Genomic DNA, 14,078 nt, shown 5'->3' on the forward strand with positions numbered 1-14,078 from the left:
GCTTCCTAAAGTTGCACTTGTATTTGTACAATCTATAGTTGCATCTGCTCCTGCATTTGCAGTGGGTAAATCATTATCTACAGTCACAACTACATCATCCCCTGTACTTTCACAACCTGTAGCTGTTTCTGTAACGATCAAAGTGTATGTGATGGTGACTGCTGGTGTTGCTACTGGCTGAGCTGCCGTTGCATCATCCAAACCTGTTGTCGGTGTCCATGCATATGTAAAGCCTGCTTGTGCTGCGCTTCCTAAAGTTGCACTTGTATTTGTACAATCTATAGTTGCATCTGCTCCTGCATTTGCAGTGGGTAAATCATTATCTACAGTCACAACTACATCATCTCCTGTACTTTCACAGCCTGTAGCTGTTTCTGTAACTACTAAAGTGTATGTGGTGGTGACTGTTGGTGTTGCTACTGGCTGAGCTGCCGTTGCATCATCTAAACCTGTTGTTGGTGTCCATGCGTATGTAAAGCCTGCTTGTGCTGCGCTTCCTAAAGTTGCACTTGTATTTGTACAATCTATAGTTGCATCTGCTCCTGCATTTGCAGTGGGTAACGCATTTACTACTAACGTAATACTATCTTCTTCTGGGCAAGAATTATTAGCTGTGGTTACTTCAACAGTATAATCACCTGCATCTGCCGCTTCAGCTCCCGTAATGGTTAAAGTATTTGCCGTTGATAAAGTCGTTGCTGGCGTTGTGTTTTTATACCATCTGTAAATAAAATCTGAAGCCACTAGTGGCGTTGTTGTATCATCAGTTGTTGCACCAGTTTCTCCAAAATCTGTAACCCTTATTCCTGTTGCTGTTGCCGTTAATGTAATATCGGTATCTACACAAACTTCAGCTGGATCTGGTGTAATTACTACTGTCGATATAACATCGCTTGCTGTTACTGCTACTGTTGTTCCTTGTGGACTATTTGCTATTGATGGCACTCCATCAGTTCCTATACCACTAATGAGCCTGCCATTTCCATCAACGTTTGAAGCCACAAAAGGACCGGATCCTTCAATAGCATCTGGACAACCATCGTTATCACTGTCATTATCTAAGTGATCCGCTAGACCATCTCCATCTGTATCTCTTGTCGTTGTGCTTGAAGGGTTGTCGAAATTTGTAGCACAATCAAACTCAATATTATGTTGTCTACCTGAAGAAGAAGCTCCTGCTTCTCGGGCAATAACTCCCAAACGAATGACATAAGATGATTTATTTGCGTGTTCCGTTGCATAATTAACTTGTGGAAAGTTATTTGTAACGTTAGGATATTCAATATTTCCTGCTGTTCCTACCACAAAATCATCAACGGTTTGTATTGTTATTTCTGTTGGGTTATCAACAAAATAACCAACTGGTAGCTGCGACCAATTCTGCTCGCCAAAAGTACTATTACCATCAACATCATTAAAATTAACAAAGAACTGAGGTATAATGACGTCATTAACACCTGCTAATCCTCCCGTTGTTACAAAATTAAACCTAAACTCCGTATAAGCTTGGTCACCTACATTTGCCAAATTAAAAGCAGATTGAGGTTGAAAAGAGTTAGGGTTAGATCCATTATCATCTAAAACAGGTAATGAAGTTCCATTTAACTCTACTATTGTTACAAGTGCATCAATACCTGGAGAAACGTTAGGAAATCTGAATGTTTCGCCTTGCAAAAAAGTGGCTACATTTCCGTCTCCTCCTGGTTCTTCGGTAAATGCATTATTAAAATTCAATACTGTATTAGAACCACATGCTGGTGGTGTTCCAGCTGTTGTTACAACGCCTTCATTTATATCTAATATACCATCGTTATCATCGTCATCATCACAACCATCTGGAACTAAATCTCCATCGGCATTGGCATTATCGTCTGAACCTGGGCATATATCATTTGCATCAACAACACCATCATTATCAGAATCACATTGTCCATTAGAATCTGAAAGTGCATCATCTGCTGAGCCACCAATTGTCTGCCCATTATTAGCATCAACATTATTTGGGATACCTGTAGTTGCATCTACAGTACCATCTAATTGACCGTTTGCCAATACATTAGTTGCTAAAATATTGTCTCCACCTTCTAATGCGTCTGGACAGCCATCGTTGTCTGTATCAACATCTAAATGATCTGGAATGTTGTCACCATCGGTATCTCTGTTAGCAAATAAAACTGGTGGTATATTCCATGTATCTAAAGGTAAGCATGGCAACAAAGACATAGAATGATTAGAAAGATCTGAGCCAAGTGATCCAAATCTAAAACTAACAGAGGTTACACTTCTAAATATTCCGGATACGTGATACTGTGTTTGACCTATATCAATACCTCCAAAAACCGAACCATCAGATTGATAACCTACGCTAAATCCTGCTGATATAGCTGTACCCGAATACAGTAATTCATTTGTAGGATTATCAACAACAACATCTGAGTCTAACCCATCACCGTAAACTACAAACTCATTAACATCATTATCTATGGTTGTAAGAATATAATCCTCTAGAGGAGCTGGCGTTTGTGTTGTATTGGCAGTTCCGGCAACTATAAAGTCGATTCTAAATTCTGTAAAACTATTTGGGCTGGCATGATCAATCTGTGGCTGAAAATTTTCATCCTCACCAAAACCATCTTCATCTAAAACTTGAATAGAATTATCGTTTGAAAAAACAATTGTTATGATAGCATCCACCCCATTATAAACACCTGTATATAAAAAAGCGTCACCGACTTGTGGATTAAACACATTAGACCCTTGGAAATTATTTGGACCTTGTGCCGATCCAAATGCAGGAGCTGGCGCTTGTGTACAATCGAATGGATCGCGTTCATCAGCATCTAAAATACCATCATTATCATCGTCTAAATCACAAACATCACTAACTCCGTCACTGTCTGTGTCAATATTACCTGATGCTACTGGATCACAAGGATCAACTGCTTGTCCATAACTCACAATAGCTATTGAAAGCATAAAAAACAACATTAATAAGCGTTTACTAACACTTGTAAAAGTTGTTAATCTTAAAAAATAATCATTTTTTAATACAGAAGGAATGGTTGTTTTTCCCATAAATACAGTATATTAAATTTAGTTTTTGAATGCACTAAATGCATTAACTATTGTTGTTTATTGGTGGCAACATTTAATAATACTGATAAACAGAACAAACCTGTAGGTTTATCTAAAAGATTCTTAAGACCCCTTATTTGATTAAATGCACCATCACTACGATTGCATAGAATCAATTAGAATTACACCTAAACTATATTATTAATGAAAGGTTCTAAAAATCCCTTTTACCTATTAAAACTTCACCCTAAAAAGACAATGACCATGTCTGCTATAAGCTTTAATGTTTTTTAAGAACCTGACATTAATAATAAAAACAGTGTAATATTTTTTAATTGAGTTGATTAGCAAATTCAAAATCAAAAGTAGCATTTCACTCTATTCTTAAATTTTAATAATTATTTGGTAAATCATTTTATCGTTGAAAAGTATATTTATTCGTTTAAGTGTATTTTTTGTGACGATATTCTTCTTTTTAGCTCATTTTTGCAAAAAATCTATGGCTATAGTCTAAGATCTTAAATTCTATTTAAAAAAGTATCGTATTCAACTTTGTTTTTTATCTTGCATGTAATTAATTCCCCTTAAATATATGAAAACAAAAATTAACGGAGCCCAAAAGCCAGTTACTAAAGACGATGAGTCCTCTAAATTTGAGGCTATTAAGGAAATCTTGTTTGGAGAAAATATTAAAACTTATAACCATGAGTTTGAATCTGTAAAGAAAGATATCCTAAACCAAAGACAAGAAATTTTAGATTTAATAGCAGATACTCAAAAAGAAATTGATAGTGCTATTGACAATTTATCTACAGATCTAAATATAAGAATCACAGAATTACAAGACCAACTGAATAATAATATAGACGAGCTGGAGGCTAAAAAGGTAAGTAAAGCAACCTTAAGCGACTTATTTATTAAGTTAGGTACTGCGCTAAACTCATAGTTCTTTTGCAATCTCAAGATTATAAAATAGAGGAACTACAACGCCTTCTTCTTCAAAAAGAACGTGATGATATTAATGCGTTAAAAAAAGAACTTGAAGCGCTACTGTACATTATTGATAACGAGAAACAACTAGAAAAAAAAGTAGCTCCGATTATAAGTAAGCATTTAAATGCGTACACCAAAGAAATGCCTTCCACTCTGGGGCCTACCATTACCAAAACACTTAAAACAGAAATTGAAAATTCCAAAGACAGCATTATCGATGTTTTATATCCGATAATTGGTAAACTTATAAAACGTTACATACAACAAGAATTTTTAAAGCTTTCTGAAAAAATAAACCAACAAGTTAGTCGACGCTTATCTATTAAAGGTATAACACGCAAGTTAAAAGCCTTTGTTATTGGCGTAAAAGAGGAAGACATAATTATTACTAGTTTGTCTGAAACTAAAATTCAAGAAATTTTTGTAATTGAAAAATTCTCTGGCATCCTTAAAGGCAGTTTCTCTAAATCTAAAACCATAGACAAAGAGAGCTTGTCTGCAATGCTAACTGCCATTAAAGCCTTTGCAGAGGATGCTTTAAAAAACGGTACAGATCAATTAGAAGTCATTGAATATGGCTCTGATAAAATTTACATTCAAAATTTCGGAACCTATTATGTAGCCGTGGTTTTGTATGGTGTTTTAGACACTAATTATAAAGAAATTTTAGAAAGACAACTTTTTTCATTCTCAAAAAAATATTACCGCGACTCATCTTCTAATAGTGAAATATCCAAAGGCTTAGATAAAATATTCAACACTTGAAAGTATCAAAAAAAATAGTATTATTAGGACATTATGGAGTTGGTAAAACCTCTATAATAAGGCAATTTGTGACCAATGAATTTTCTACTAATTACCAAGTTACAATTGGTGTACATATTTTAAAAAAAGAGTTACATATTAAACATAAAGATATCTCCTTAATTTTATGGGATATTGAAGGCACTAATGATCTTGAATTAATTAGATCTGCCTACCTATTAGGTTCTCATGCTTTCATTTTCGCTTATGATCTGTGCAGACCAAACACCTATAATCAATTATTAAAGCAAATTGAAAGCCTTAAGCAAAAATACCCTAAAACAATATGTAAGGTTGTTGGTAATAAGTTAGATTTAATTGATACTGTAGATACCACCTCTATAGACTATAAAACAATTTTAGAACATACAGATTACCTAACCAGTGCAAAAACAGGTGAAAATATTGAACGGTTATTTAATGATTTAGCAACAAATTTGGTACTATGAGTACATTGTCTTCATTAAGAGCATCATATATTAAAAAAAATACTCAATTTATACTTGTTGATGTAAATGGGGAGATCTTAGACAGTGATGATATTCTGTTTAAGTGTGAAACAGGTTGCAATATCGAAGAATTACATCCCATTTTTATTGGCTTAATAGATAGAGAACATATAGACGATCAAAACATTTCGTGCGTACATCTAAAGATTAATAAAACAGAGCTTATTTGCGATATACTATTAAAAAAAAGTGAGACAGGTTTTGTAATTATTGTAACGGATTTTTCAATACACTACAATTCTTTTCAAAGCCTTGCACAATCTCGTAATGAAACAGCAATAACCTCAGAGCTAATATATCTAAAAAACAATGAACTTAATGAAATCCGCGAGTTTAAAAACAAATTTCTAGAAAATTTCAATCATCAATTAGTATCACCCGTATTAAGTATATTAACATTTTCTGATGCTTTAACAAAAACAAAACTAACATCAGAACAGAAAAGTTACAGTTCTATCATTGCTACATCGGCAGATATGATTAAAAATATGATAAATGATACTTTTGATATTGCAAAAATTGAAACTGGTAATTTAGAAATAATACAAAAGCGATTTAGTTTAAAAAAACTGATGAAAGACATTGTAAAAAGCTATGAAAAAAAATCTAAATTAAAACATTTGGCAATTAACTCTTACTATGTAGATAGTATGCCAGACTATATAGTAAGTGATAAATTAAGGATTGGTCAGATAATAAACAATCTTTTAGATAATGCTATAAAATATACCAACTCGGGTGAAATAATAATTAAAACAGAGCCCGTCTACAAAAGGGCTCGTAAACTCACATTTACGATTAAAATAATAGATACTGGTATTGGAATTGATACGCAGCACCAAGACAGTATTTTTGATCGATTTACCAGAATAAAAACAAATTCAAATATACAAGGTAATGGTCTTGGCTTAGCAATAGCAAAAGATCTTGCTAAACTCTTAAATGGGGAAATAGAATTTAAAAGTGAGTTAGGTGTTGGCTCAGAATTTACATTTACCCTCCGAACCACCACACCTCTAAAATCACCGAATAAGGCTAAAATTATACACAAAACAACAGAAAACACTAAAAAAACGGAAATACTACTCATTGATAATAATACCATAAGCCAATTAAATATTCTAAAAATTTTGGCGAACACAAAGGCATTTTTTGTAGATATTGTATCCAATGCAAAAGAGGCAGAAAAATCTTATTCCAAGAAACATTATGATTTAATACTCATAAATTATAAGCTTGATACCATTAATGGCTTAGAGCTAAGTAAAGTCCTTAATAAGGATAAAACTACAAATATTCTTTTACTAACAAGCCTTAAAATTAAGGAGAGTGTATTAAAACAGTATTCACCTTATATAAATTATGTTTTGCAAAAGCCGTTTGATCCACAAACACTTATTGACAGCATAGAAATGTGCATAAAATAACTATTTTTACGCCCTTTATTAATTACTTATGAGTTTTACAGAAGAAATACAAAGACGAAGAACCTTTGGCATTATTTCCCACCCAGATGCAGGAAAAACTACCCTTACAGAAAAATTATTACTATTTGGTGGTGCAATACAAGAGGCAGGAGCAGTAAAGAGTAATAAAATAAAAAAAGGAGCTACCAGTGATTTTATGGAGATAGAACGTCAACGTGGTATTTCTGTTGCCACTTCCGTCTTAGCGTTTGAATACAATGGCATAAAAATTAATATCCTAGATACACCTGGCCATAAAGATTTTGCAGAAGACACCTTTAGAACACTTACCGCTGTAGACAGCGTAATTGTAGTGATAGACGTAGCAAAGGGTGTTGAGGAGCAAACTGAGAAATTAGTAGAAGTTTGTAGAATGCGTAATATCCCTATGATTGTTTTTATTAATAAGTTAGATCGTGAGGGAAAAGATGCTTTTGATCTATTAGATGAAGTTGAACAAAAATTAGGGCTCAAAGTTACTCCTTTAAGTTTTCCTATAGGCATGGGCTATGATTTTAAGGGTATCTATAATATTTGGGAGAAGAACGTAAATCTTTTTAAAGGAGAAAGTAAACAACATATTAATGACACTGTAGAAATTACTGATTTAAATGCACCAGAACTCAACATTTTAGTTGGAGAAAGCTCTGCACAAACCTTAAGAGATGAGATAGAATTAGTGGACGGTATTTATCCGAAGTTTGAAAAAGAGTCTTATCTAAATGGCGATTTACAACCTGTATTTTTTGGCTCTGCATTAAATAATTTTGGTGTAAGAGAACTGTTAGATTGTTTTATAGAAATTGCCCCTAAACCAAGACCAAAACACAGCGAAGAACGATTAGTTAAACCAGAGGAAAATAAATTCACTGGTTTTGTCTTTAAAATACATGCCAACATGGATCCTAATCACAGAAATCGCTTAGCATTTGTTAAGATCGTATCTGGTGAATTTAAGAGAAATACACCCTATTTACATGTAAGACACAACAAAAAACTAAAGTTTTCTAGTCCTAATGCCTTTTTTGCTGAAAAGAAAGAAATTGTAGACATCTCCTATCCTGGCGACATAGTAGGTTTACAAGATACAGGTAATTTTAAAATTGGTGATACCTTAACAGAAGGTGAAATAATTAACTACAAAGGGATTCCAAGTTTTTCACCTGAGCATTTTAGATATATCAACAATGCAGACCCTATGAAGGCTAAGCAACTTTATAAAGGAATAGATCAGCTTATGGATGAAGGTGTTGCGCAATTATTCACTTTAGATCTTAACGGACGTAAAGTTATTGGTACCGTTGGTGCACTGCAGTATGAAGTTATACAATACCGATTAGAACATGAATATGGAGCAAAATGCACGTATGAAAACCTTAATGTTCATAAAGCATGCTGGGTAGAAACCGAAAACGAAAAGAGTGAAGAATTTAAAGAGTTTCTTAGAGTAAAACAGCGTTATCTTGCAAAGGATAAACAAGATCAGCTCGTTTTTCTTGCAGATTCTATGTTTTCTTTACAAATGACACAACAGAAGTATCCTAGTATTAAGTTTCACATGACTTCAGAGTATAAATAATATATTGAATGTTTGACTAAACCATTCTGTAAAAATGCATTTTATCGAAGTTATTTGACTTTTATCGATATATTATTTATATTTATCATGTAAATCTGAATTCATATTTTAGATTAAACCCAAACTAAACTACTTATTATGGAGACAAGCCCTAATGTTTTCAGTAATGATGCAATTACTGTTACCTACGAACCAAGTTATTGCAAAAATGCAAGGATTTGTATTGCACAACTTTCAGAAGTGTTTAGGAATTCTGTAATTCCTTGGATTGATTTAGACGGTGCCCAAACAGAAGTTATTATAAAACAAATAAATAAATGTCCGTCAGGTGCTTTAAAATATCATCTTAATCAAAAAGATGTTGCTTAACCTCATTGATTTTTAATCCATGAAAGATCCTAGTAGTATAAGTCTACTAGGATTTTTTATTTTCGTCTATTAATCCAAAAAAATGATTTTAAGCATCTTAAATGCACAATCTTGAAATTAATTAGTAATCACTAAGCCAAAAAAAGTAAAGCTCTTATATTAAATTAAATCAAACAATTTTCTATTTATTTTATAAATGGAAAAATTAGATATAATCTATTTTTTCTATAGATTGATTATAATGATTCTAGAGGAAATTGAAACTGAAGCTGAAGTCGAAAATAGCATCAACATAAGTTTGTTATAACATTTCCATTTTTTTACTTTGAAAACCTCACTCACTAAATTTATGCTTGACCTGTTGGTCCAAAATTCAATGGAATTGGTGGTTGCTCGTAATCTTTGATTTCACCATGGGCTTTTTCAAAACGATTTACATTATCTCCTAGCGCCTTCAGCAAGCGCTTAGCGTGTTGTGGTGTTAGTATAATTCTAGATTTTACCTTGCTTTTTGGTGTTCCAGGCATTATAGTCACAAAATCTACAACAAACTCAGATACCGAGTGATTGATTATAGCTAAATTAGAGTAGATACCTTCTGCAACTTTTTCATCTAATTCTATATTTATTTGACCCTTTTTTGGATTGTTTTTTTCGTCTGCCATTATAAAATTATTTTAGCCTCCATTAAAATGGAAGTCTGATTATTTTCGTTTTATTAAAAAAGCCTTCAAACTGTTTTAGATTGAAGGCTTTTATTTCTATTCTATATACTTCTCAAATTGATGAGATCGAGAATCGAGTTCGGGATAAATTCGACAGCTGATTTTACTTCGCCTTGCACTTCGACTACGCTCAGTATGCCAGCTTGTGAAATCTGAGTCTCATTTAATTGAAGTTCATCTCCTCTTTAGCTTTCATCATTTCATTAAACTCTTCTTTAGAGCCAACGATAATATGCTCATACTCTCTAACACCTGTACCTGCAGGTATTCTGTGTCCTACGATTACATTTTCTTTAAGACCCTCTAAAGTATCTACTTTACCATTTACTGCTGCTTCGTTAAGGACTTTAGTTGTTTCTTGGAACGATGCTGCCGAAATAAATGATTTTGTTTGTAATGAAGCTCTAGTAATACCTTGTAATATAGGTGTTGCAGTAGCAGGACTCACGTCTCTTGCCGTAACAAGGTTCTTATCCTCTCTTCTTAAAATTGAGTTCTCATCTCTTAATTGTCTAACCGATACGATTTGACCAGATTTTAAATTCTCAGAATCACCAGCGTCTTCAACCACTTTCATTCCAAACATTTTGTCGTTTTCTTCGATAAAATCTGATTTATGAACCAACTGGTTTTCTAAGAAGATGGTATCACCAGAATCTATGATTCTAACTTTACGCATCATCTGTCTTACAACTACCTCAAAGTGCTTATCATTAATTTTTACACCTTGTAATCGATAGACTTCTTGTACCTCGTTAACTAAGTATTGCTGTACGGCAGAAGGGCCTTTAATATTTAAAATATCATTTGGTGTAATTGACCCATCTGATAATGGCATACCAGCTTTAACATAATCATTTTCTTGTACAAGAATTTGACTAGATAATTTTACTAAGTATTTCTTAATCTCACCTAATTTAGACTCAATGATAATCTCTCTATTACCACGCTTAATCTTACCAAACGAAACCACACCATCAATCTCACTTACTACTGCTGGGTTAGACGGGTTACGGGCTTCAAATAATTCCGTTACACGCGGAAGACCACCAGTAATATCACCTGCCTTAGCTGACTTACGAGGGATCTTAACTAAAATCTTACCGATTTCAATTTTCTCTCCATCATCAATCATAATGTGAGCGCCTACAGGTAAATTATAAGAACGTATAGTTTCTCCTTTAGAATCTTCAATCAATAATGTTGGTATTAATTTCTTGTTTCTAGATTCTGAAATTACTTTTTCTTGGAAACCTGTTTGCTCATCAATTTCAACTTGGTAAGTGACACCTTGCTCAATATTTTCATACTTTACTTTACCAGCAAATTCTGAAATAATAACACCATTGTATGGATCCCATTGGCAAATAACATCACCTTTTTTCACTTTTGCTCCTGGTTTCACAAAGATGTGAGAACCGTAAGGAATATTATTTGTACTTAAAACAATACCTGTTTTAGCGTCCACTAGTTTTAATTCAGAAGTTCTTGAGATTACAACATCTACAACATTACCATCATTATCTTTAGATTTAACTGTTTTAAGGTCTTCAATCTCAGCAACACCATCAAACTTAACTGTTAATTTATTTTCTTCAGAAATGTTACCTGCAATACCACCTACGTGGAATGTACGTAATGTTAACTGTGTACCTGGCTCACCGATTGACTGTGCGGCAACTACACCCACAGCTTCACCACGTTGCACCATTTTACCTGTTGCAAGATTACGGCCGTAGCATTTAACGCAAATACCTTTTTTAGCCTCACATGTTAATGGCGAACGTACTTCTATAGATTCAATTGCTGAGTCACCAATTTGCTTAGCTATAGCATCGTTTATGTGACCACCGGCTTCAATAATTAGTTCTTCAGTATGTGGATCGTACACATCGTTTAATGATGTTCTACCTACAATTCTTGCTTCGAGGTTTTCTACTACTTCTTCATTCTTCTTAAGTGCTGAAACTTCAATACCTCTTAACGTACCACAATCTTCTTGATATACAATGACATCTTGAGATACATCTACTAAACGACGTGTTAGATAACCCGCATCAGCCGTTTTAAGAGCCGTATCGGCAAGTCCTTTACGTGCACCGTGCGTAGAGATAAAGTATTCTAAAATTGAAAGACCTTCTTTAAAGTTTGAAAGAATTGGATTTTCAATAATTGAACCTCCACCTGAAGTGGATTTTTTAGGCTTTGCCATTAATCCACGCATACCTGTTAACTGACGAATCTGTTCTTTAGATCCACGAGCTCCAGAGTCTAACATCATAAATACTGAGTTAAATCCTTGTTGGTCTTCACGGATACGCTTCATTGATAATTCTGTTAATTCAGCATTTGTAGATGTCCAGATATCAATAACTTGATTATATCGCTCGTTATTGGTAATAAGACCCATATTATAGTTACCCATAATACCGTCTACTTGCTTATTAGCAGCATCGATCATTGCATGCTTTTCTTGTGGAATAATAATATCACCTAAACTAAATGATAATCCTCCTTGGAATGCAAACTTATACCCTAATGTTTTAATCTCATCAAGGAATGCAGCGGTTTCTGGCACACTTGTTTTCTTAAGAATACCATGAATAATATCTCTTAAAGATTTCTTAGTCAGTACCTCATTTATATAACCCGCAGCTTCTGGTACTTTTTCGTTAAATAGTACACGTCCTACTGTAGTTTCTATAATTTGAGTTGTTAACTCTCCGTCTTCATTAAAATCTTTAGTTCTTACTTTAATACCAGCATTTAAGTCTACTTTTTTCTCGTTGTAAGCAATAGTAACTTCATCTGGAGAATAGAATGTTAGACCTTCACCTTTTACTGTAAAGTCCTTATCGGTTTTACGGTGCTTAGTCATATAATAAAGACCAAGTACCATATCCTGAGACGGAACTGTTACTGGCGACCCATTTGCTGGGTTTAATATATTATGAGACGCTAACATTAATAGTTGTGCTTCTAAAATAGCCTCTGGCCCTAATGGTAAATGCACAGCCATTTGATCACCATCAAAATCGGCATTAAATGCAGTACACACTAATGGGTGCAACTGAATTGCCTTACCTTCAATAAGTTTTGGCTGAAAGGCCTGTATACCAAGCCTGTGTAATGTAGGAGCACGGTTTAGTAATACTGGATGTCCTTTAAGAACATTCTCTAAGATATCCCAAACAACGGGCTCTTTTCTATCTATAATTTTCTTTGCAGATTTTACAGTTTTTACAATGCCTCGTTCTATTAATTTTCTAATAATAAAAGGCTTGTAAAGCTCTGCTGCCATATTCTTTGGCAATCCACATTCAAATAACTTTAATTCTGGCCCAACAACAATAACAGAACGTGCAGAGTAATCAACACGCTTACATAGTAAGTTTTGACGGAAACGTCCTTGCTTACCTTTAAGTGAATCTGATAATGATTTTAATGGTCTGTTAGAGTCTGTTTTTACGGCAGATGACTTACGTGTGTTATCAAATAATGAATCTACAGACTCTTGTAGCATACGTTTTTCATTACGTAAAATTACCTCTGGTGCTTTTATCTCTACAAGTCTTTTAAGACGATTGTTACGGATGATTACACGACGGTATAAATCATTTAAATCTGACGTTGCAAAACGACCACCATCTAAAGGCACCAAGGGTCTTAACTCTGGTGGAATTACAGGAACAGCCTTCATAATCATCCACTCTGGTCTGTTCTCTCTATTTTCGTTAGATTCTCTAAATGCTTCTACTACTTGTAAACGTTTTAACGCTTCAGTTTTACGTTGCTTAGAGGTTTCGTTATTTGCTTTGTGTCTTAAATCATAAGATAATTGATCTAAATCAATTCTTGATAATAATTCAATAAGACATTCTGCACCCATTTTAGCAATAAACTTATTTGGATCTGTATCTTCTAGATATTGGTTTTCTTGCGGAAGTGTTTCTAATATATTTAAATATTCTTCTTCCGTTAAGAAATCCATTTTTTGCACAGGCTCACCCTCAGCGTTTACTGCAGTACCTGGTTGGATAACTACATAACGTTCGTAATAGATAATCATATCTAATTTCTTAGATGGTAATCCAAGAAGGTAACCTATTTTATTTGGTAACGAACGGAAGTACCAGATATGTGCAACAGGCACCACTAAGTTGATATGCCCAACACGATCTCTACGTACTTTCTTCTCTGTTACTTCTACACCACAACGGTCACAAACAATACCTTTGTAGCGTATTCTTTTATATTTACCACAAGCACATTCAAAATCCTTTACAGGACCAAAAATACGCTCACAGAACAAACCATCTCGCTCTGGTTTATGCGTTCGATAATTAATAGTTTCTGGCTTTAATACTTCACCACGGGATGCTGCTAAAACAGATTCGGGTGATGCTAAACCAATAGAAATTTTATTAAACTTCTGTACTGTATTCTTATCTTGTCTTCTTGCCATGTTTTATTATAGTCTTTAGTTGTTAGTTGTTAGCTGTTAGTTTTGGTCTTTCAGTTTTGCTCTGAGACTGTCAACTATTTACTGCTTACTATC

At 33.9% G+C, this 14,078-nt stretch carries 8 protein-coding genes and 1 pseudogene; 6 read left to right on the plus strand and 3 right to left on the minus strand.

Annotated features, from left to right (window positions below):
* A pseudogene (locus Q0800_RS08265) lies at positions 1-3,075 on the minus strand (hypothetical protein); the annotation flags it as partial.
* A gap of 592 nt (positions 3,076-3,667) precedes the next feature.
* Between Q0800_RS08265 and Q0800_RS08270 the strand changes: the two are divergent.
* From Q0800_RS08270 to Q0800_RS08295, 6 genes are all read left to right on the plus strand, one after another.
* Positions 3,668-4,021 carry a fructose 1,6-bisphosphatase gene (locus Q0800_RS08270; RefSeq protein WP_299128854.1) on the plus strand — a complete coding sequence of 118 codons (354 nt, stop codon included), beginning with the start codon at positions 3,668-3,670 and terminating at the stop codon, positions 4,019-4,021.
* Positions 4,022-4,026: 5 nt separating this feature from the next.
* Entirely contained in the window at positions 4,027-4,833 is an 807-nt protein-coding gene (locus tag Q0800_RS08275; RefSeq protein WP_299128855.1) for a cell envelope biogenesis protein OmpA, read from the plus strand.
* Complete coding sequence (locus Q0800_RS08280; protein ID WP_299128856.1) at positions 4,830-5,321, plus strand: Rab family GTPase; 492 nt, start codon at positions 4,830-4,832, stop codon at positions 5,319-5,321. The genes Q0800_RS08275 and Q0800_RS08280 overlap by 4 nt, the downstream gene beginning before the upstream one ends.
* On the plus strand, positions 5,318-6,808 hold the full coding sequence (locus Q0800_RS08285) for an ATP-binding protein (RefSeq protein WP_299128857.1): 1,491 nt from the start codon (positions 5,318-5,320) through the stop codon (positions 6,806-6,808). The genes Q0800_RS08280 and Q0800_RS08285 overlap by 4 nt, the downstream gene beginning before the upstream one ends.
* A gap of 28 nt (positions 6,809-6,836) precedes the next feature.
* Complete coding sequence (locus Q0800_RS08290) at positions 6,837-8,426, plus strand: peptide chain release factor 3 (protein WP_299128858.1); 1,590 nt, start codon at positions 6,837-6,839, stop codon at positions 8,424-8,426.
* Between the two features lie 138 nt (positions 8,427-8,564).
* A complete protein-coding gene (locus Q0800_RS08295) occupies positions 8,565-8,795 on the plus strand; it encodes a (4Fe-4S)-binding protein (RefSeq protein WP_299128859.1) in 231 nt (76 codons plus the stop codon).
* A 347-nt stretch (positions 8,796-9,142) separates the two neighbouring features.
* Here Q0800_RS08295 and Q0800_RS08300 read toward each other — a convergent pair whose 3' ends face one another.
* The gene (locus Q0800_RS08300) at positions 9,143-9,460 is read right to left on the minus strand and encodes a DUF3467 domain-containing protein (protein WP_299128860.1); all 318 of its coding nucleotides are present in this window, start codon (positions 9,458-9,460) and stop codon (positions 9,143-9,145) included.
* Between the two features lie 223 nt (positions 9,461-9,683).
* Positions 9,684-13,985, minus strand: coding sequence for a DNA-directed RNA polymerase subunit beta' (rpoC, locus tag Q0800_RS08305; protein WP_299128861.1), 4,302 nt, complete (start codon positions 13,983-13,985; stop codon positions 9,684-9,686).
* Positions 13,986-14,078 lie beyond the last annotated feature (93 nt).

It is taken from the genome of uncultured Winogradskyella sp., from assembly GCF_937958655.1.
GTDB lineage: Bacteria > Bacteroidota > Bacteroidia > Flavobacteriales > Flavobacteriaceae > Winogradskyella.